This window comes from Paracoccus sp. NFXS7, assembly GCF_040148865.1.
GTDB lineage: Bacteria > Pseudomonadota > Alphaproteobacteria > Rhodobacterales > Rhodobacteraceae > Paracoccus > Paracoccus marcusii.
The window spans coordinates 367,490-386,771 of the sequence record NZ_JAKEKV010000002.1 but is presented as its reverse complement, the minus strand read 5'-3'; the positions used below and the strand labels follow the sequence as shown (position 1 = coordinate 386,771).

Sequence of the window (19,282 nt, the reverse complement as noted above, 5' to 3'; positions counted from 1 at the left end):
AATCCAGCAATCTTTGGGGATTTTCCCGGATTGGCAGTTAACCTTTGCGGGACCGGCGAAGCCTAGCTCAGGGCCGCCAGGCAGCCGTGCAGCGCCGCCATGTCGTCACGGATCAGAAAGACCGGCGTGTTTTCAGGGATATGGCGCATGTGGCTTTCCGCCAGGAAGGCCGGTTCGAACAGCGCCATCCGGTCGGCGATGCTGCGGCCCACGCTGCCGGCCAGGAACAGCCCCTCCAGCGGCATGAAGCGCAGCGACAGTTCGCGGCACAACAGCCCGACCAGTTCGGCGAACAGGTCATAGGTCGCGACGGCCGCCGGATCGCCCGCCTCGGCGGCGCGGGCGACGTCCTCGCTGCGCATGGGGGCGGTGCCGGTCATCGCGGCGTGCAGGCGCGACAGGCCGCGGCCCGCGAACGTCTCCTCGGTCGAGAAGAAGCCGGCCGCGGCGTCGGTGCCGACGCGGTCCTGCAGGCGGGCCATGATGTTGGCGGGCAGATGGGTGTGCCCCTCCTCGGCCTCGAGGACGGTGATCGCGCCGCCGGGCAGCACGCGCACCGCGCAGACGTTGAAGCCGGTGCCCAGGCCCACGACCAGCGCCTGCCCGTTACGGGCGCGGGTCACGGGGGCCGCGCGCAGCGTGCCCAGCTGTTCGCCCGCCAGCGACGGGGTGGAATAGCCAAGCGCCGACAGGTCGTTGATCAGCCGCACCTGGTCGGCATCGGTCAGCCGCGCCAGGTTGTCCTCGTCAAAGGACCAGTCGCGGTTGGTCAGCCGCGCGCGTCCGCCGCTGACCGGTCCCGCCACGGCGATGCACATGGACGAGATGTTGGGCTGGTGCTGTTCCGCCATGAACTGGCGCACCACGTCGTCGAAGCTGGCAAAGTCGTCGCCCTTGAAGCGGGTGACCGTGCCGGCGTCGATGGACCCGTTGCGCGCGATCGCCATCCGCGCATTGGTTCCGCCCACATCGCCCAGAAGCATCGCCATGCTGTCACCCCTTCTCAGTTCAGCCGTTCCCCGTCCTTAGGCGAGAAGTACGACACTTTCGAGAGGTCGAATGCCAGCGGAAACGGCTGGCGCGCCCGGACGGCGCTTTCCGCGCGCAGCCGCGCGGTGACAGCCTTGCCGCCCAGATGGGTGACGGCGAAGGTGTCGGCACCCGCCGGCTCGACGATCTCGATCATCACGTCGCCGCCTGCACCCTGCGCGGTTCCGGGCAGATGGGCGTTGCCCGTCGCCTCGTGGATGTCCTCGGGGCGCACGCCCAGGACGATCTGGTCGGGCAGGTCGCGGGCCACCGGGTCGGTGATGACCAGCGGCGTGTCGCCGGGGCGGTCGATCTCGATCCGGGTCTGGCCCGCCTCGGACCGGACGCGGGCCGGGATCAGGTTCATCGCCGGGCTGCCCATGAAATCGGCCACGAACATGTTGGCGGGCTTGTTGTAGATCTCGGCCGGGGTGCCGATCTGCTGGATCACGCCGCCCTTCATGACGACGATCTTGGTGGCCAGCGTCATCGCCTCGATCTGGTCATGGGTGACATAGACGATGGATGCGTTCAGGTCCTGGTGCAGCTTCTTGATCTCGGTCCGCATGGACACGCGCAGCTTCGCGTCCAGGTTGGACAGCGGTTCGTCGAACAGGAACAGCGCGGGGTCGCGGACCAGGGCGCGACCCATGGCGACGCGCTGGCGCTGGCCGCCCGACAGCTGGCCCGGCTTGCGGTCCAGAAGCGGCTCGATCTGCAGCTGGCGCGACACCTCGGCCAGCTTGGTGGCCTGGGTCGCCTTGTCGACGCCGCGCACCTTCATGCCGAAGGTGATGTTCTTGGCGACCGACATCGTCGGGTAGAGCGCGTAGGACTGGAACACCATCGCGATGTCGCGGTCCTTGGGGCTGACGCCCGTCACGTCGCGGTCGGCGATGCGGATGGCGCCGCCGGTGATCGGCTCCAGCCCCGCGATGCAGTTCAGCAGCGTGGACTTGCCGCAGCCCGACGGGCCGACCAGCACCAGGAAGTCGCCCTCGTCGATGCTGATGTTGATGTCGTGCAGAATATGGGTGTCGCCATAGGCTTTCTGCAGGTGGTCGATTTCCAGAATGGGCATGGCTTATCCCTTGACGCTGCCGGCGGTCAGGCCGCGGATGAAGTATTTGCCGGCGACGACATAGACCAGCAGCGTGGGCAGGGCGGCGATGATCGCCGCGGCCATGTCCACGTTGTAGGCTTTTACGCCGGTGGTGGAGTTGACGATGTTGTTCAGGGCAACGGTCACGGGCTGCGACCCGGCCCCGCTGAAGCTGACGCCGAACAGGAAGTCGTTCCAGATCTGCGTGAACTGCCAGATGACCGACACGGTGATGATCGGCAGCGAGATCGGCAGGAAGATCGACCAGAAGATGCGGAAGAACCCTGCCCCGTCGACCTTGGCCGCGCGCACCAGTTCCTGCGGGATGGTGACATAGTAGTTGCGGAAGAACAGCGTGGTGAAGCCCAGGCCATAGATCACGTGGACGAAGATCAGCCCCGGGATGGTGCCCGCAAGACCCATCAGGCCCAGCATCTGCGCCATCGGCAGCAGCACCACCTGGAACGGGATGAAGCAGCCGAACAGGATCGCGGCAAAGAACAGGTTCGCGCCGCGGAACCGCCACTGGGCGAAGACATAGCCGTTCAGCGCGCCGATGATGGTCGAGATCATCACCGCGGGCACGGCCATCAGGACGCTGTTCCAGAAGAACGGGCGCAGGCCCTCGCACTGGGTGCCGGCGCAGGCGGACGACCAGGCCTCGGCCCAGGGGGCGAAGGTGATCTCTCGCGGCAGGGCCAGCAGGCTGCCGGTGCGGATCTCCTCCAAGGATTTCAGCGATGTCGTCAGCATGACGAACAGCGGCATCAGATAGAACAGGGCGAACAGGATCAGGATCCCGTACAGGCCCCACCGCAGCACGGTCTTACTTGTCATGGCGCGGCCTCAATTCGCTGTAGAGATAGGGAACCACGATGGCGAAGATGACCATCATCATGATCATGGCGCTGGATGCCGCCTGCCCCAGGTCGCCGCGCGAAAACGCCATGGCGTACATGTAGGTCGCGGGCAGGTCGGTGGCATAGCCGGGTCCGCCGCCAGTCAGCGCGATGACCAGGTCGAACGCCTTGATCGCCAGGTGCGCCAGCACGATGAAGGCCGACAGGAAGATCGGCGCCATCGTCGGGATGATGATCGCGGAATAGATGCGGTGCGTGGGAATGCCGTCGACCTGGGCCGCGCGGATGATCTCGGTGTCCACCGAGCGCAGTCCGGCCAGGAACAGCGCCATCACGAACCCGGATGCCTGCCAGACGGCCGCCAGCACGACGGTATAGATCGCCATTTCGGGCTTGATCAGCCAGTCGAAGGTGAAATTCTCGAACCCCCAGCCGCGGATCGCCTGCTGGATGCCCAGGCCCGGGTTCAGGATCCATTTCCAGGCGGTGCCCGTCACGATCAGCGACAGCGCCATGGGATAGAGATAGATGGTGCGCAGGACGCCCTCGGCCCGGATCTTCTGGTCCAGGAAGATCGCCAGCATCAGCCCGATCGCCATCGAGATGACGATGAACAGGGCGCCGAAGATGAACAGGTTGTTCATCGCCACGTCCCAGCGGGGGGCGTCGAACAGCCGCTGATATTGCGTGATACCGTCCAGTTCATAGCGCGGCATCAGCCGCGAGCGGGTGAAGCTGATCCAGGCCGTCCAGGCGATGAAGCCATAGACAAAGACCAGGATCGCCACGAAGGACGGCGCCAAGACGACCTTGGGCACGTTGCGTTCAAGCCATTCCATTTCCGGTAAACCCCCAAAGAAAAACCCCGCGCCCGCGATCCGGGGCGCGGGGTCGTCAGGCCGTGATCACATCGCGTTGGCGACGGCGTCGGCCAGTTGCGCCACGGCGTCGTCCGACGACATGTCGCTGTTGAAATGCGCGGTCACCACGTCGGTGATCGCACCGGCCGGCGCGCCGCGCAGTGCCATGCCATGCGCATAGCTGGGCAGCAGGGAGCCGTTTTCCGCATCCGCGGTCATGTCGGCGTTCGACTGCTTGGCGCAGTCGTCGAAGTCGTCCAGCGCCACGTCGGTGCGGGCCGGGATCGAGCCCTTGTTCAGGTTGAACGTCTTCTGGAAGTCCGGGCCCATGATCAGGCTGGCCAGAAGGGCCTGGCCCTGCTGCTTGTCCTCGCCGTCCAGCTCGAAGAAGGCGAAGCTGTCGACGTTGTAGAGGAAGCCCTCGCCCGGGGTGGGCGCGCAGACGAAGTCGACGCCCGGCTGCTTGCCGGCGGCCAGGAACTCTCCCTTGGCCCAGTCGCCCATGATCTGGAAGGCGGCCTCGTTGTTCATGACCATGGCCGTGGCCAGGTTCCAGTCACGACCCGAGAAGTTGTCGTCGACAAAGCCGCGGATGGTCCGCATCTGGTCGAAGACCTGCTTCATCGTGTCCGAGGTCAGCGCCTCGGGGTCCAGATCGACCAGCGCCTGCTGATAGAATTCCGGCCCGCCCAGGCCCAGAACGACCGTCTCGAAGATGGTCGCGTCCTGCCAGTTCTGACCGCCATGGGCCAGGGGCGTGATGCCCGCGGCCTGCAGCTTTTCGGCCGCGGCGTTGAACTCTTCCCAGGTCGTCGGCATCTCGATGCCGTTCTCGTCCAGGATCTGCTTGTTCCCCCAGATCCAGTTCACGCGGTGGACGTTCACCGGTGCGGCGCACCACTGGTCCTCGCACTTCATGTGGGCGGCGATCTGCGCGGGCAGCACGTCCGCCCAGCCGTTCTCCTCGGCAACGGTGCCGATGTCGGCCAGGCCGGTCTCTTCGTACCATTCCTGGATCGCGGGGCCCTTCAGCTGCACGGCGGTCGGCGCGTTGCCGGCCAGCACACGGGCGCGCAGCGCCGTCATCGCGGCGTCACCGCCGCCGCCGGCCACGGGCATGTCGGTCCAGGTGCCGCCCTCGGCCGCGAACTGCTCCTGCAGGACGGCGACCGATTTCGCCTCGCCGCCGGATGTCCACCAGTGCAGCACCTCTGCGGTGGGTTCGGCCATCGCCGGCGCAGCCAGCATCACGGCGGTCGAAGCCGCCAGAACGGATTTGATGTTCATGGATCCTCCCAGATCTATCCCGCGCGGATTCGGTGATCCGCGTGTGGGTCGATCATGCCGCAAGCCCAGTCATGTCCGCAACGCAGTGCAGCCATGCGTCCAGCAGTTTTCGCAGCGTTACGTTACAAACTGTTACGTAACCCCTCCCTGCGATGCTAGATCACGGATCGGAGGACCGTTGATGAGCCTGCACCGCCTTCTGCTGGTCGAGGATGACGCCGACATGGCCGCCATGCTGGCCGCCTATCTGCAGCGCCACGGCCTGCACGTGACGCGCGCCGACAGCCGCGCGACCGCACTGGCCGCGCTGCGCGGCGGCCGGGTGGACCTGATCCTGCTGGACGTGTCCCTGGGCGATGACGACGGCGTGGCGATCTGCGCCGAGATCCGCGAGGCGCAGGACGTGCCCATCATCATGGTCAGCGCCCTGTCCGCCGACCACCAGCGCATGGCCGGCTACGAGGTCGGTGCGGACGACTATATCGCCAAGCCCTTCAACCCCGACCTGCTGCTGGCGCGCATCCGGGCGGTGCTGCGCCGCGCGGGCCGCGCGCCCAGCCTGTCGCACCGCAAGCGCGACAGCGTGCTGCGGTTCGCGGGCTGGCGCTATGACGCGCGGCGCGACGAGGTGACCGCCCCCGGCGGCTGGCAGGTCAGCCTGTCGTCACGCGAAACCGCGCTGCTGCGGGTGTTCCTGGCCAATCCGCTGATCCCCCTGACCCGCGACGAGATCGCCGCCGCGCTGGACGACGACGAGGCGGCCGAGGGGCGCGCGATCGACATGCTGGTCGGCCGCCTGCGCCAGAAGACCGACCCGGCGCTGATCCGGACCGAACGCGGGCTGGGCTATGTGCTGTCGGCCGAGGTCGCGCGTGACGCTGACTGACCGCCTGTCGCTGCGGGTGATGGCAAGCCTGTGGGTCGTGCTGGCGATGCTGGCGGGCGGCGGGTCGGTCTGGCTGTGGACCGCCAGCGACGCGGCCTGGGACGCGCATCTGAACCGCGCCTATATCGCCGGTCTGGCGCTGGCCGACAGCCTGGAGGCGGGCAGCGCCCTGCCCCAGGGCCTGTCCCAGGTCCAGCTGCGCGCCGCGCCCGACCTGCCGCCCGGCTGGCGGCAGACGGTGATCACCCTGACCGGCGGCGGCAGGCCCGACCTGTCGCAGGGCGCGCGGCTGTCGGTGCGCATCCAGTCGCCCGACCTGACCTATCCCGCGGCCGAGGTGCAGTCCGTCGGCGGCGGCAGCCAGGCCGCGGGCCTGGCCTCGATCACACGCACCCTGGCGCGGTTCTGCAGCGAGCCGCGGCTGTTCGTGCAGCAGGACACCGGCCCATGGATCCGCGTGGACGGTGCGCCCGTCTGGGGCTGCCAGGCCGCGCCGCCCGACCGCCGCCTTCTGGCCGGGGCGCTGGCCCTGGGGGCGCTGGCCCTGCTGCTGGGCTGGGTGGCGGGGGTCGCGGGGGCGTTCACCGCCTTTGCGGCCGCGCTGCGCGATCACCGCGCCCGCACCGCCGCCCTGCCCGTCGGCGGCGTGATCGAGCTGCGCCAGACCGCCGAGGCCGTGAACGCCTATGTCGCACAGGACCGCGCCGCGCTCGAGAACCGGGCCCTGGTCCTGTCGGGGGTCAGCCACGACCTGGGCACCCCCGCCACCCGTCTGCGCCTGCGCAGCGCGATGATCGAGGATGCCGCCCTGCGCGACCGCCTGGACCGCGACATCGACGAGATGACGACGATGATCGACGGCGTCCTGACCTATACCCGCGCCGAGATCGGGGCCGAACCGTTCCGCCAGCTGTCCCTGACATCCCTGGCCGAGGCGGTCGTGGCCGATTACCAGGACGTGGGCCTGCCCGTGACGCTGCGCCAGTCATCGCTGCCTCCTGCCCGCGCCGGCACGCTGTTTTCACGAACCACCAGCCGTCCGACGGTGGACAGCCACGCCCTGCTGATGCGCGGCCAGCCCACCGCGCTGCGCCGCGCGTTGTCCAACCTCATCGACAACGCGTTGAAATACGGGCGCGAGGCGCAGGTGCTGACCGGCGGCGACGCGGACGAGGCCTGGATCTCGGTCACCGACCGCGGATCGGTCCTGACCGAGGACGACCTGGCGCGCCTGACCGGGGCCTTTCAGCGCGGAGAGAATGCCGGCACCGCCAGCGGCGTCGGGCTGGGCCTGGCCATCGTGTCGACCATCGCCGCGCAGCATGGCGGACGGCTGGAATTCCACCGCGCGCCGCAGGGGCTGGAGGCCCGCCTGGCACTGGCGCGCAGCTGGGCGTAAGACGGGCCGACGGAACTCTTGCGAACAAAACCGCGTTTTGTTGGGGAATTCGCAAGAAAGGCTATCATCATGACCCGTGCAGACCGCATCACCCGCCTTGGCTGCGCCGGCGTCGTGGCGCTGCTCAGCGTCACGCCGGCATTGTCGGCCAGCCCCAACCAGCCGGTTCAGGGCTGGAGCGCGATGCAGGGCATCGAGCCTGCCGCCCTGCTGGAGGACATCCAGACCATGCCGGTTTCGGAAATGGCCGTCGACGACCAGCCCTATTGCGCCGATGATGCGGAAATCGCCGCGACGCTGGAACAGGATTTCGCGGAACATCCCGTCGACATGACCGGCGTGCAAGGCACGCAGCTGTGGGGGTCCGATCAGCTGGGGACATGGACACTGGTCGCGCCGCGCGATGATCAGACCAGCTGCATCATCGCCAGCGGCATCGGCTTCAGCGATGACCGCAGCACGCAGGCCTATTTCCAGGTCGCAGGGCTGTAATCAGCCCACGCGACGCAGGAAGGCCCGTGTGCGGTCGTCCTGCGGGTTGCCGAAAATCTGCGCGGGCGGCCCCTGTTCCACGATGCGCCCACCTTCCATGAAGACCACCCTGTCCGCGATTTCGCGGGCAAACTGCATTTCATGGGTCACGATCAGCATGGTCTGGCGTCCGTCGGCGATGCGGCGGATCAGGTCCAGAACCTCGCCCACCCATTCGGGGTCCAACGCGCTGGTCGGTTCGTCGAACAGCATCAGGTCCGCGTCCAACGCCATTGCGCGACCGATACCGACGCGCTGCTGCTGACCGCCGGACATGGCCGCCGGATAGCTGTCGCCCCGATCCGCCAAGCCGATCTGAGCCAGAATGTCATCCGCCCGCGCCCGCGCCTTGTCGGCGGGCCATCCGCGCACGGTGGTCAGCCCCTCGGTGATGTTCCCGCGGGCGGTCTTGTTGGCGAACAGCGCATAGTTTTGGAACACGAACCCCGTCCGCCGCCGCAGGCCCAGGATCTGCGCCTTGGTCGCGCGTGCGGCATCGACCGTCACGTCGCCCATGCGGATCGTGCCCTGATCGGGCGTGTCCAGCCAGTTCATGCAGCGCAGCAGGGTCGATTTTCCTGTCCCGGACGGCCCGATGATCGCCACGCGTTCCCCCGGCTCCAGGCACAGGTCGATGCCGTCCAAGACGGTGTTGTCGCCAAAGCGCTTGACGAGTCCGGTGATCTCGATCTGACAGCTCATCGCGCGACGGCCTTTCCAAGGCTGGATTCCAGCCGGCGCTGGCCGACCGACAGGGTTTCGACGATCACCCAATAGAACAGCGCGACCACCAGGAACGCCTCCAGGTACAGAAAGCTGCCTGCGGCCTCCTTCTGGGCGGCGCCCATCATCTCGGTCACCCCCAAGGTGAAGGCCAGCGAGGTGCTTTTGATCATGTCGATGAAATAGTTCATCAGCGTCGGCGCCGCGGTCCGCGCGGCCTGGGGCAGGATGATCCGGCGCAGAAGCTGTCCTTGGGTCATGCCGATGGAGGCTGCGGCCTCCCACTGGCTGCGGTCGACGCCCAGGATGGCGCCGCGGATGCTTTCGGCCATATAGGCCGAGAAATGCAGCGTCAGGCCGATGATCGCGGCGGTGACGCCGTCGATGCCGGTCATCGCCGGCACGATCTGGGGCAGGCCGAAATAGAAAAGGAACAGCTGCACCAGCAGCGGCGTGCCGCGGAAGAAGCTGATGAACACCGCCACGATGCGGTCCAGGACCGGCACGCGCAGCACGCGTACGATGGCCAGCGCCGACCCCAGGGTCAGCGCCGCCACCATCGCGACGATCGCCATGAACAGCGTCAGCGGCACATAGCCGGCGATGACCGGGACCAGGTCCCACATGTAGGCGGTGTCCAGAGGCCGCATGTTACTGGGACACGGGCTGCGTCACGTCGGCATCCAGCCATTTCTGAGAGATTTCGGCCAGGGTGCCGTCCTCCTTCAGGGTGGTGATGGCCGCGTCAACGCGGTCGCGCAGCGCCTGACCGGCCTCGTCGTTGCGGAAGGGCAGGGCGTTCCTGATCTCCGAGAAGGGCTCTCCGGCCAGTTCCAGCGGGAGCGGGCTCTGGGCGATCACCTGGGCCGAGGACACGCGGTCCATGACGAAGGCATCGACCCGGCCCAGCGCCGTGTCCTGTTCGATGTTGCTTTCATAGGTGCGGATGTCGATCTGGTCGGCATTGGGCAGTTCGCGCAGCAGCTGTTCGAAGTTCGATCCCAGGTTCACCGCGACGGTCTTGCCGTCCAGGCTGTCCGGCCCCTCGATCGCGGCCGGGTTGCCCTCGCGCGTGACGATCTGGGCGCCGTCATAGACATAGGGCTGGGTAAAGGCGAATGCCGCCTCGCGTTCGGGGGTGATGGTGATCTGGTTGGCGATGGTGTCGATGCGGTTCGATTCCAGCGCGCCGATCAGGCCCGAAAAGGACATCGTGACGAATTCGACCTCGTCGCCGGTCTCTTCGGCGATGGCGTTCAGGAAATCCACCTCGAAGCCCTGCAGTTCATCCGCACGGGTGAAGGTAAAGGGGAAATAGCCGCCGGACATGCCGACGCGGATCGTGTCGGCCGCGGCGGGCAGGGCGGTGGTCAGGGCAAGGGCGGCGGTCAGGACAAGCGTGCGCACGGGAAATCTCCATAGGTTCTTGGACGTTACCTGCGATCTGGCAATGCGATCCGCAAGCGGGGCGGTGGCAGAAAAGGACAAAGATGCGGCAGGCCGCAGCACCGCGGAACAAGCCCTGCTGGCGCAACGGCGGGCGGGGAACTTCGTTCCATGACGGGTCCGGGGACCGCGATCAAGCGCGCGAAGGCCGCGTCATCGCCTTGATCGTGGCGACATGGGCGGGGTCGGCGGCCAGGGCATCGGTGGCCAGGGCGCGCGCGGCGTCCATCAGGTCGGGCGCAGGCAGGATGCGGTCGACCAGGCCCCAGGCCAGCGCCTCGGGCGCGTCGATCCGGGCGCCGGCCATCAGGATCATCCGCGCCCGCGCGGGCCCCACCAGCGCCACGAGGCGCGCCGGGTCGCTTGGCTGCGGCAGAAAGCCCAGCCGCATCACCGGATAGAAGAACCTTGCATCGGGCACCGCCAGGCGGATGTCGCAGGCCAGCGCCATTCCGAAGGCGCCCCCGGCCAGCGACCCGTTCAGCGCGGCGACGGTCAGGCAGGGCAGGGCGGCCAGCGCGGCGGACAGATCCTCCCATTCAGGGGCCGTGGCCAGGCCGGCGCGGGCCTGGTCCAGGTCCGCGCCGGCCGAAAAGACCCGGCCCGCCCCGGTCAGGATCAGCGCCCGCGCGCCGCCGTCCAAGGCCTGCGCCACACCCGCGCGCAGGTCGCGCAGCATGTCGGCGGTCAGGGCGTTCGCCTTGTCGGGGCGGTCGATCGTCAGCAGGGACAGGCCGTCCCGGTGGTGGCTGCGGATCACGACTTGTTCCCTTTCCCTTTCGGCGGCACTGTGTCAGGAATCCCCCCGATTTCAGGTTTGCGAAAGGTATCCGCCATGAACCGTCCCCTTGCAACCTCGGCGCTTGCGCTGATCCTGGGCGCGGGCCCGGCCCTTGCAGACGTCACCCCCGCCGAAGTCTGGCAGAGCCTGCAGGACAGCTATGAACAGATGGGCTATGCGGTCCAGGTCGGGTCCGAGGATGCCTCGGACGAAGCGATCACCCTGACCGACGTGGTCCTGACCGTCGACGGAGAGGCCGATGCCCCGGACATGGTCCTGACCCTGCCCGAAATCGTGCTGACCGCGGTCGGCGACGGCACCGTGCGGTCGGTCGTGGGCGGCCAGATGACGCTGGAGAGCAGCGCCGTGCCCGAGGGCGACGACGAGGCCGTGGGCTTTTCCATGACCATGGACGCCCCCGGCAACGAGACGATCAGCTCGGGCACGCCCGAAGCGCTGACCCATGACGTGACCATGCCCACGCTGACCATGTCGGGCCGCGCGCTGGACGACCGGAACGAGGTTCCGCTGACCGCCACGCTGACCGGCGTCACCGGCAGCCAGACCGTCACCACCGCCGCCGACGGCGCCAGCACCCAGACCTTCGAGGGTCGCGCCGATGCGCTGGAGGCGCAGATCACCGCCTCGGGGCCGTCGATTGCCGCCACAGATGCGCCTGAAACCGAGACCGCGCCCGACGCCACCGACGCGCCGGAGACATCCGAGGCACCCGACGCCCCGGCCGCCACCGCAGAGACCGACGATTTCCAGGCCACGATCACCATCGCCGACCTGACCATGCAGGGCGACGGCACCAGCCCTGCGGGCGAGGTCAACTTTGGCAGCCAGCCCACGCAGGCGCTGCAGGCGGGCTTTGGCGGCAAGGGCAGCTTTGCGATGGGCGCGACCAGCGGCAGCTTCACCGCCAGCACCCTGACCGCGGATGGCAGCCGCAACGATTCCGAAGGCAGCTTCCAGGCGGCAAGCGGCACGCTGGCCGTCGGCATCTCCAAGGACGGCCTGTCCTATGAAGGCGGGCTGACGGACATGACGACCAACCTGACCGCCACGGACATGCCCTTCCCGATCGCCTATGGCGCGGCGGAGAACCGGTTCCGGCTGGCCATGCCGATCGTGGCATCCGACCAGGAACAGCCCTTTGCGCTGACCTATGTCCTGGACGGGCTGACGCTGGACGACGCGATCTGGCAGGCGCTGGACCCCGAGGCGGCGCTGCCGCGCGATCCGGCCAGCCTGACCATCGACCTGGAAGGGACGGCGCTGCTGACGCAGAACTTCATGGATCCCGACTTTCCGCAGCCGGTGGAGCCGGGTCCGGACGGCGCCGCGCCCATGCCCCTGCAGCCGCGCAGCCTGACCATCAAGGAACTGGCCCTGGACGCCGTGGGCGCCACCGCCGACCTGTCCGGTGCGCTGACCTTCGGCGAGGATCCCAGCCAGCCCCTGGGCAAGATCGAGGGCACGTTTGGTGGCATCAACGGCCTGCTGGACACGCTGGTCGCGATGGGCGTTGTGCCGCAGGAGCAGCTGATGGGTCCGCGCATGATGATGGCGATGTTCGCCCGCCCGGTCGAGGGCAACCCCGACCAGCTGCAGACCGAGATCGAGTTCCGCGAGGGTGGCGCGATCTTTGCCAACGGCCAGCAGATCCAGTGATCCGCATCCCTTGACAGCGGGCCGGGGCATCCGTCCCGGCCTGATCCTTTCGCCTGTGAGGCCCGCATGACCGACGCCGCCGACCCCCTTCGCCTTCAGCGCCTGTCCGAGGCGCTGATCGATGCCGCGCGCCGTGCCGGGGCCGACCAGGCCGACGCGCTGGCCGTCGACGGGCGGTCCGTCAGCATCGACATGCGGGCCCGCGCGCTGGAACAGGCCGAACGCGCCGAAGGGCTGGAGATCGGGCTGCGCGTGCTGGTGGGCGGGCGCCAGGCGGCGGTGTCGTCGTCCGACCACCGCGACGCCGCCATCGTCGAGATGGCCGCCCGCGCCGTCGCCATGGCGCGCGAGGCGCCGGTGGACGATCATCTGGGCCTGGCCGATCCCGGCCAGCTGGCGCGCCATCGCGACGCCGCCGGCTTGGAACTGGCCGAGGACGCGCCGGAACCCGAACCCCAGCACCTGCAGGACCTGGCACAGCGCGCCGAGGCCGCGGCGCTGGACGTGGCGGGGATCTCTCAGGTCGAGGCGGCCAATGCCAGCTACAGCCAGCGGCGCATGTGGCTGGCCGCGTCGAACGGGTTTTCGGGCGGCTATGCCCGGACCGGGCATTCGCTGTCGGTCGTGGCGATCACCGGCGAGGGGCTGCGGATGGAGCGCGATTATGCGGGCGAATCCCGCACCTTCGCTGCCGACCTGCCCACCCCCGAGGAGATCGGCGCCCTGGCCGCGGAACGCACGCTGGCCCGCGCAGGCGGGCGCAAGCCGCCGACGGGCGCCTATCCCATCCTTTATGACCGCCGCGTGTCGGCCTCGCTGATCGGCCATCTGCTGTCGGCGGTGAACGGGTCGTCCATCGCGCGCGGGGCCAGCTGGATGCGGCGCGACCTGGGCCAGCCCGTCCTGCCCGCCGGCATGGACCTGGCGGAGGATCCGCTGCGCCCGCGCTATCCCTCGTCGCGCCCCTTCGATGCCGAGGGACTGCCCACGCGGGCGCGGATGATCGTGGCCGACGGCGTGCTGCAGGGCTGGACGCTGGACCTGGCCACGGCGCGCAAGCTGGGCATGGACAGCACCGCATCGGCGGCGCGGGGGCTGGCCTCCAGCCCGTCCCCCAGCCACAGCAACGTCATCCTGACGCCGGGTCGCGTCAGCCGCCAGGACCTGATCGAACGGATGGGCACCGGCCTGATCGTGACGTCGATGCTGGGGGCGTCGGTGAATGGCACCACGGGCGATTATTCCCGCGGCGCGGCCGGGTTCTGGGTTCAGGATGGCCGCATCGCCTGGCCGGTGAACGAATGCACCATCGCGGGCAACCTGCGCGACATGCTGATGACGCTGGAGGCCGCCGACGACGCCCTGCCGTGGCGCGGAACCGAGGTGCCCAGCCTGCTGGTCCAGGGCATGACCGTTGCCGGGGGCTGAGGCCGACCTGGACCTGCTGACCGCCGCCGCGCGGGACGCGGGGCGGATCGCCCTGCAGTTCTGGCGGCGCGATCCGCAGGCCTGGGACAAGGGCGGTGGCGCGGGCCCGGTGACCGAGGCCGACCTGGCGGTCAACGACGCCCTGCACGCGACCCTGACCGCCGCGCGCCCCGATTACGGCTGGCTGTCCGAGGAATCAGAGGCCGACCCCGCCCGCCTTGACGCCGAACATTGCTTCATCATCGACCCGATCGACGGCACCCGCGCCTTCATCGACGGGCAGGAGGGGTTTTCCCATTCGCTGGCCGTGGCACGGGGCGACCGGATCGTGGCCGCGGTCGTCCACCTGCCGGTGCTGGACCTGACCTATGCCGCCCATGTCGACGGCCCCGCCACGCTGAACGGCGCCCCCATCGCCCCGACCGATGCAGCGATCGAGGGCGCACGGGTGCTGACCTATCGCGCGGTGGCCGATGCGCCGAACTGGCACAGCGGCATGCCCGGATTTCGGCGCGAGTTCCGGTCTTCGCTGGCGTGGCGGCTGTGCCTTGCGGCCGAGGGACGGTTCGACGCGGCGCTGTCGCTGCGCGCGGCGTGGGAATGGGACATCGCCGCCGGGGCGCTGATCGCGGAACGCGCGGGCGCCCGCGTGACCGACCGGCGGGGCCAGCCGATGCGGTTCAACAGCGAGGCCGCGCAGGTGGACGGGCTGATCGTGGCGGGCTCGCGCCTGCACGGCGCGCTGCTGGCCGCGCTGCGCTAGATCAGCCGTGATCCCGCGACCTGCAGCAGGCCCAGCCTGCGCAGGCTGTCCACCGGATATCCGTCGCTGCCCATCAGGTCCAGGCTGAAATCCGGCTCCAGCCTGCGCAGGGCCAGCAGGGCGCGGACGGTGCCTTCCTCGTCGCGCTGCGCGTATCGCAGGGCGGCCAGGAAGCGCAGGGCAGGGCGGTTGTCGGGGGCAAAGCGGTGCACGGCCTCCAGGTGGCGGGTGGCGGCGGACAGATCGCCCGCGCGCATCATCGCCACCCCGATTCCCAAGTGCCAATTGGCGGGGTTCAGGCTGGACAGCGCCTGGTCCAGCCCGGCCCGCGCCTGCGCCGCGGAATCGGCAAAGCGGTCGACACCGGCCAGCGCGCGGGAATGGGCCAGCCGCGCCAGGGGGTTGCCCGGATCGGCCAGCACGGCCTGGCGCGACAGGTCGAAGGCGATCTGGTCGCGGTCCAGATAGGCCTCGACCACCGATTGCACGGCCAAGGCGGTGGCGTGGAAGGGCGCGGCCCGACGGGCGCGGGCGGCAAGCTCTGCCGCCTCGGCGATCGCCTGGCGGGGATCGGGGGTCAGACGTTCAAAGGCGTGGGTCGTGCGGATCCAGGCGCGCAGCGACAGGGTCACCGCCGGGGTGATGCTGTCGCCCAGCTGCGCCAGGACCTGATCGGCGCGCGCCAGACGGGACGCGGAAAAGCTGAACACGTCCGCGAACGAGATTCCCATCGCCGCCCCAAGCGCCCGCCCCTGGTCCAGCACCTGCAGCATCCCCAGGCAACAGCGCGCGGCCAGGTCGTCCAGCCGTCCGTCCAGGCCGGCCAGCGGCGCCGTCAGCCGCTGTGACCACATCACCCGGCCCGACGGCTGGTGGATCAGCCGCACCAGCAGGCTGAAGACGCCGCCCCGCACGTTGGCCATCGACGATACCCGCACATAGGCCCCCCGCGGCGCAGTCCCCGGCGAAAGGACCGCGATGGGCAGCAGGTCTGCGGCCCTGCCCGCGGCCTCGGACAGGATCATCGTGGCAAGCACCATCGCGTCCTGCCCGATGGACACCGGATCGGACAGCAGCAGGTCGGGCAGCGCATCCGCCGTGGCGACCTGGGGCGTACGGGCGGCCGCGGTCTGGCGCGCATCGCGCAGCCAGTCCTCGAACTCCGGGTCGGGGATGTCCAGGTCGGCCGCGAATTCGGGCACCTGGCCGTCTGGACCGGGACGGGCGGCCAGATCCACCTGCACCCGGTCGGGGTCCAGCCCGACCCAGCCCGGCCCCGTGACCAGCGCGTCGCGGGCGGGGCCAAGGCCCTGGCGGATCTCTCTCAGCAGCTGGCGCAGGCTGGCATTGCCGTGATCGGGGTCGCGGTCGCTGAACAGCAGGTCCTGCAGCCGCGCCCGCGTGACGCGCAGACCCCGGGCCGTGCCCAGAACCGCCAGCGCCCCCCGGGCCCGCATGCCCCGCGGCGTCAGACGGCGGTCGCCCGGGCCGGTCATCTCGACCGGACCGATCAGGTGCAGGGTCAGACGGTCCATGGCGTTGTCCCAAAGGGCGATTTGCAAAAGGTTATCCAATCACGGCTTCGTGTGATAGATTAATCGGGTCACCCGTTCCTGTTTTCCCTGGTGCATCATGTCCCTGTTCCACGCCAAACATGCCAAGCATGCCAAGTCCGACGACATGCCGGACGGCCAGGGGGCGCTTTTGTCCCTTGCCCTGATGCGCACGCGCGATGCGATCGCGGGGATCGAGGATCCGCAGGGCCGGGACGGTTCCCCCGCCATGCTGGCACCGGGTGCGCGGCTGGCGCGGCTGGACCCGGACCACCGCGCCGCAATCCTGTTGGCGGAACTGTCCGAGGACCTGCCCCTGTCGGCCGATGACGGGGTCGCCGGTGCATCATCCGCCAGCCTGCTGTGCCGCCAGGCGGACGGAACCTGCGCCTCGCTGGTGCGGATCGACCGGCCCGATCTGGTGCAGTTCCGCGAGGCTGCGGCGATGGTCGGGCATTACGCCGAACTGCGCCCCGACCGCGCCCCCGAGATCGAGGTCCAGACCCACGGCCTGATGCCGTTCTTTGCCGCGATCCGCCCCCTGGAGGCGTCGCGAAACCCCGCCACGCTGGAGATGCTGGCCCGTGCGATGGACCTGACCACCGCCGCGGTCATGCGTCTCAAGCTTGCGTTGGCATGCCCGCGCCCCACGCAATTCAGCGACCTGATCCAGCCGATGATCGCCTGTCCCAGCCATCCCACCCTGCCCAGCGGTCATGCGACCCAGGCCTTTTGCCTGGCCACGCTGCTGACGCGGCTGGACGACCCACAGGCGCCGCCGCGGGCCGACGACCCGCTGTTCCGACTGGCCTGTCGCATCGCGGTGAACCGGACGGTGGCCGGCGTGCATTTCCCCGCCGACAGCGCCGCGGGGGCGGTGCTGGGGATGCAGCTGGCGCATTACATGCTGGCCCGCGCCGATCCGGCCGCGACCGCCCACGGGGCGCAGTTCGACGGGCGGCTTTATCACGACGGCGGGGCCGTGCGCGATTTCCACTATGGCATCCTGGCCGAAATTCTGAACGACGCCGATCCCGCCACAAGGCTCAGGGGACCTGCACTGACCCCGCGCCCCGCACCGTTATGGGCCACGCTGGTCGCGCGCGCCCGGGACGAACGGGCGGACCAGTGGAGCTGACAGCCATATGGACCACCCCGGGTGCCGCCCCGGCGGGGCTGTCGCCCGCGCTGGTGGAGTGGTGCCGGCGACACCGGGCGCCCCCGCCCACATCCGCGCCCGACCTTCCCACTCTGATGGCGCAGGCGTTCGGGCGGATGGATCGGTCCTGGTTCCTGCCATCCGCGGTCCTGCCCCCGGACGCGGTGAACCGTGACCCGGCCCCTGCGGGCGCCGGTCCGCTGATGGCTGCGGGCGCGCTGCCGGACCCGGACCGTGGCTGCATCATCGCCGTCATCGACGATGCCATTCCGTTCGCACATCAGCACCTGCGCCTGCCGGGGGCGCTGTCGCGGGTGGCGTCGCTGTGGGTCCAGGATGCCCGCGTCGATCCCGACGGTCCGGGCCGCGACCTGCCATGGGGAATCGAGCTGCGGGGCGACAGGATCGGCGGCTGGCTGGCGGGACTGGAATCGGGTGCGATCGCGGCCGAGGATGCGGTTTATCGCAGGGCCGGGGTCGTGGCGATGGACCGCCGCACGACGCACAGCGCGGCCTTTGCCGCGGGTCACGGCGCGGCGGTGGCGCTGTTGGCCGCGGGCTTTGCACCGGACGATCCGCGTGCCCGCAATCATCCGGTGATCGGGGTGACGCTGGCCCCCGGGGTGATCGCGGACACCTCGGCCACGCTGGCCCAGGACCCGCTGCTGGCCGCCATCGTCTTCGTCATCACCCGCGCCCGGATGCTGTGCCGCCAGGTCGAGGCCGCGCATGGCCTGCCCGTGGACAGCGTGCGCCTGCCCGTGGTGCTGAACCTCAGCCTGGGGCTGACGGCGGGGCCGCGCGACGGCACGGGCCTGCTGGAACGTTTCTTGGATGCGCTGGCGACCCATGCGTCCACCGGACTGGGGCCGGTGCATGCGGTGCTGCCGACCGGCAATCATCGCATGGCGCGCCTGCGCGCGACCCTGCGTCCCCAGGGCAGGATCGGATGGCAACTGCCGCCCGACGACGCGACCCAGACCCCGCTGGAGATCTGGGGGCCGGTCCGTCCCTCGCGACCGGACTGGCCCATGCGGATCGGGCTGACGCCGCCCGGCGGGACCGAGGCCCGGACCCACTTTTGCGCCTCGAACCAGTCCAGCACGTTGCGCGACGGGCGGGGGCGCGACCTGGGGCGGGCGTTCTATCGGGTGATGCCGCATCCCGACGGCTGGCGCGAATGCATGACGCTGATCATGGCGCCGACCTGCCCTGCAGCCGTGGGCGACAGCTGGGCGCCGCCCGGCCGGTGGGGGCTGGCGCTGGTGCAGGGGGACGGCGATCACGCGGTATCGGTCCAGCGTGACGACGTCCTGCGCGGTTTCCCGCGAGAGGCGCGGCAAAGCTGGCTGTCCCAGCCCGCCTATGCCGACATGGACGCCCGGGGGTTTCCCGTCCTGCTGGACCCGCGGGCCGCTGGCCCCGCGCGGGTGCAGCGGGCGGACACGGTGAACGCCTATGCGACGGGGCGGCACAGCCTGCGGGTGGGCGCGGTGGACCGGAGCGGGCGGGGGCTGGCCTATGCGTCGTTGATCGGGGTGGCGCAGGGCGGTGATCTCTTGGCCTGCGTGGACCGGTCGCAGGCCTGGCCCGGCATGATCGTGCGCGGCCGCACCAGCGGCAGCTTTGCCATGATGAGCGGCAGCTCGATGGCGGCCCCTCAGGCGACACGCTGGCTGGCCGGACACCTGGCCGACGGGGCGCGGCCCGACAGCCGCGCGGCGATCATCCGGCTGGTGCAGGGGGCGACAGACGTCCCCGTGCCGGTCCTGCCGACCGACCCGCCGCGGGACTGATC

At 69.6% G+C, this 19,282-nt stretch carries 18 protein-coding genes; 8 read left to right on the top strand and 10 right to left on the bottom strand.

Features of this window, described 5'->3' with window-relative positions; genetic code table 11:
• Positions 1 to 62 precede the first annotated feature (62 nt).
• From LZ686_RS06610 to LZ686_RS06590, 5 genes are all read right to left on the bottom strand, one after another.
• Positions 63 to 989 (bottom strand): glucokinase, encoded by a 927-nt coding sequence (locus LZ686_RS06610; protein ID WP_045981929.1) that lies wholly within the window; start codon positions 987 to 989, stop codon positions 63 to 65.
• A gap of 14 nt (positions 990 to 1,003) precedes the next feature.
• On the bottom strand, positions 1,004 to 2,110 hold the full coding sequence (locus tag LZ686_RS06605) for an ABC transporter ATP-binding protein (RefSeq protein ID WP_045981928.1): 1,107 nt from the start codon (positions 2,108 to 2,110) through the stop codon (positions 1,004 to 1,006).
• A gap of 3 nt (positions 2,111 to 2,113) precedes the next feature.
• Entirely contained in the window at positions 2,114 to 2,968 is an 855-nt protein-coding gene (locus LZ686_RS06600; RefSeq protein ID WP_045981927.1) for a carbohydrate ABC transporter permease, read from the bottom strand.
• Entirely contained in the window at positions 2,958 to 3,830 is an 873-nt protein-coding gene (locus tag LZ686_RS06595) for a carbohydrate ABC transporter permease (protein ID WP_045981926.1), read from the bottom strand. The genes LZ686_RS06600 and LZ686_RS06595 overlap by 11 nt, the downstream gene beginning before the upstream one ends.
• Before the next feature lie 66 nt (positions 3,831 to 3,896).
• A complete protein-coding gene (locus LZ686_RS06590; protein WP_045981925.1) occupies positions 3,897 to 5,138 on the bottom strand; it encodes an ABC transporter substrate-binding protein in 1,242 nt (413 codons plus the stop codon).
• 181 nt (positions 5,139 to 5,319) lie between these two features.
• On the opposite strand from LZ686_RS06590, the gene LZ686_RS06585 reads away from it, so the two are divergent.
• The 3 genes from LZ686_RS06585 (at position 5,320) to LZ686_RS06575 (ending at position 7,915) form a co-directional block, all read left to right on the top strand.
• On the top strand, positions 5,320 to 6,024 hold the full coding sequence (locus LZ686_RS06585) for a response regulator transcription factor (RefSeq protein ID WP_045981924.1): 705 nt from the start codon (positions 5,320 to 5,322) through the stop codon (positions 6,022 to 6,024).
• Positions 6,011 to 7,423 carry an ATP-binding protein gene (locus LZ686_RS06580; protein ID WP_349547325.1) on the top strand — a complete coding sequence of 471 codons (1,413 nt, stop codon included), beginning with the start codon at positions 6,011 to 6,013 and terminating at the stop codon, positions 7,421 to 7,423. The genes LZ686_RS06585 and LZ686_RS06580 overlap by 14 nt, the downstream gene beginning before the upstream one ends.
• Before the next feature lie 69 nt (positions 7,424 to 7,492).
• Positions 7,493 to 7,915, top strand: a complete 423-nt coding sequence (locus LZ686_RS06575; protein ID WP_045981922.1) for a hypothetical protein — start codon at positions 7,493 to 7,495, stop codon at positions 7,913 to 7,915.
• Here the strand turns inward: LZ686_RS06575 and LZ686_RS06570 are convergent, their stop codons facing one another.
• The 4 genes from LZ686_RS06570 to LZ686_RS06555 form a co-directional block, all read right to left on the bottom strand.
• Positions 7,916 to 8,656, bottom strand: coding sequence for an amino acid ABC transporter ATP-binding protein (locus LZ686_RS06570; protein ID WP_349547324.1), 741 nt, complete (start codon positions 8,654 to 8,656; stop codon positions 7,916 to 7,918). It abuts the gene before it with no gap.
• Complete coding sequence (locus tag LZ686_RS06565; protein WP_045981920.1) at positions 8,653 to 9,327, bottom strand: amino acid ABC transporter permease; 675 nt, start codon at positions 9,325 to 9,327, stop codon at positions 8,653 to 8,655. The genes LZ686_RS06570 and LZ686_RS06565 overlap by 4 nt, the downstream gene beginning before the upstream one ends.
• Position 9,328: 1 nt before the next feature.
• A complete protein-coding gene (locus LZ686_RS06560; RefSeq protein ID WP_349547323.1) occupies positions 9,329 to 10,084 on the bottom strand; it encodes an amino acid ABC transporter substrate-binding protein in 756 nt (251 codons plus the stop codon).
• 172 nt (positions 10,085 to 10,256) lie between these two features.
• Positions 10,257 to 10,883 (bottom strand): enoyl-CoA hydratase/isomerase family protein, encoded by a 627-nt coding sequence (locus LZ686_RS06555; protein WP_349547322.1) that lies wholly within the window; start codon positions 10,881 to 10,883, stop codon positions 10,257 to 10,259.
• Between the two features lie 75 nt (positions 10,884 to 10,958).
• Between LZ686_RS06555 and LZ686_RS06550 the strand changes: the two genes are divergently transcribed.
• The 3 genes from LZ686_RS06550 (at position 10,959) to LZ686_RS06540 (ending at position 14,772) form a co-directional block, all read left to right on the top strand.
• Positions 10,959 to 12,581 carry a hypothetical protein gene (locus tag LZ686_RS06550; RefSeq protein WP_349547321.1) on the top strand — a complete coding sequence of 541 codons (1,623 nt, stop codon included), beginning with the start codon at positions 10,959 to 10,961 and terminating at the stop codon, positions 12,579 to 12,581.
• A gap of 66 nt (positions 12,582 to 12,647) precedes the next feature.
• Positions 12,648 to 14,009, top strand: coding sequence for a TldD/PmbA family protein (locus LZ686_RS06545; protein WP_349547320.1), 1,362 nt, complete (start codon positions 12,648 to 12,650; stop codon positions 14,007 to 14,009).
• Positions 13,996 to 14,772: a 3'(2'),5'-bisphosphate nucleotidase CysQ gene (locus tag LZ686_RS06540; protein ID WP_349547319.1), complete on the top strand. Its 777-nt coding sequence runs from the start codon at positions 13,996 to 13,998 to the stop codon at positions 14,770 to 14,772. The genes LZ686_RS06545 and LZ686_RS06540 overlap by 14 nt, the downstream gene beginning before the upstream one ends.
• On the opposite strand, the gene LZ686_RS06535 is transcribed toward LZ686_RS06540, so the two are convergent.
• Positions 14,769 to 16,307 carry an AfsR/SARP family transcriptional regulator gene (locus LZ686_RS06535; protein ID WP_349547318.1) on the bottom strand — a complete coding sequence of 513 codons (1,539 nt, stop codon included), beginning with the start codon at positions 16,305 to 16,307 and terminating at the stop codon, positions 14,769 to 14,771. The genes LZ686_RS06540 and LZ686_RS06535 overlap by 4 nt on opposite strands.
• Before the next feature lie 97 nt (positions 16,308 to 16,404).
• On the opposite strand from LZ686_RS06535, the gene LZ686_RS06530 reads away from it, so the two are divergent.
• Both LZ686_RS06530 and LZ686_RS06525 read left to right on the top strand, forming a co-directional pair.
• Positions 16,405 to 17,463, top strand: coding sequence for a phosphatase PAP2 family protein (locus LZ686_RS06530; RefSeq protein ID WP_349547317.1), 1,059 nt, complete (start codon positions 16,405 to 16,407; stop codon positions 17,461 to 17,463).
• A complete protein-coding gene (locus tag LZ686_RS06525; RefSeq protein ID WP_349547316.1) occupies positions 17,454 to 19,280 on the top strand; it encodes a S8/S53 family peptidase in 1,827 nt (608 codons plus the stop codon). Before LZ686_RS06530 ends, LZ686_RS06525 begins: the two co-directional genes overlap by 10 nt.
• Positions 19,281 to 19,282 lie beyond the last annotated feature (2 nt).

Excerpts from the sequence above, each read along its gene's own strand:
- LZ686_RS06610 (WP_045981929.1), bottom strand. The coding sequence starts at position 989 with ATGGCGATGCTTCTGGGCGATGTGGGCGGAACCAATGCGCGGATGGCG.
- LZ686_RS06605 (WP_045981928.1), bottom strand. The coding sequence starts at position 2,110 with ATGCCCATTCTGGAAATCGACCACCTGCAGAAAGCCTATGGCGACACC.
- LZ686_RS06600 (WP_045981927.1), bottom strand. The coding sequence starts at position 2,968 with ATGACAAGTAAGACCGTGCTGCGGTGGGGCCTGTACGGGATCCTGATC.
- LZ686_RS06595 (WP_045981926.1), bottom strand. The coding sequence starts at position 3,830 with ATGGAATGGCTTGAACGCAACGTGCCCAAGGTCGTCTTGGCGCCGTCC.
- LZ686_RS06590 (WP_045981925.1), bottom strand. The coding sequence starts at position 5,138 with ATGAACATCAAATCCGTTCTGGCGGCTTCGACCGCCGTGATGCTGGCT.
- LZ686_RS06585 (WP_045981924.1), top strand. The coding sequence starts at position 5,320 with ATGAGCCTGCACCGCCTTCTGCTGGTCGAGGATGACGCCGACATGGCC.
- LZ686_RS06575 (WP_045981922.1), top strand. The coding sequence starts at position 7,493 with ATGACCCGTGCAGACCGCATCACCCGCCTTGGCTGCGCCGGCGTCGTG.
- LZ686_RS06570 (WP_349547324.1), bottom strand. The coding sequence starts at position 8,656 with ATGAGCTGTCAGATCGAGATCACCGGACTCGTCAAGCGCTTTGGCGAC.
- LZ686_RS06565 (WP_045981920.1), bottom strand. The coding sequence starts at position 9,327 with ATGCGGCCTCTGGACACCGCCTACATGTGGGACCTGGTCCCGGTCATC.
- LZ686_RS06550 (WP_349547321.1), top strand. The coding sequence starts at position 10,959 with ATGAACCGTCCCCTTGCAACCTCGGCGCTTGCGCTGATCCTGGGCGCG.
- LZ686_RS06545 (WP_349547320.1), top strand. The coding sequence starts at position 12,648 with ATGACCGACGCCGCCGACCCCCTTCGCCTTCAGCGCCTGTCCGAGGCG.
- LZ686_RS06535 (WP_349547318.1), bottom strand. The coding sequence starts at position 16,307 with ATGGACCGTCTGACCCTGCACCTGATCGGTCCGGTCGAGATGACCGGC.
- LZ686_RS06530 (WP_349547317.1), top strand. The coding sequence starts at position 16,405 with ATGTCCCTGTTCCACGCCAAACATGCCAAGCATGCCAAGTCCGACGAC.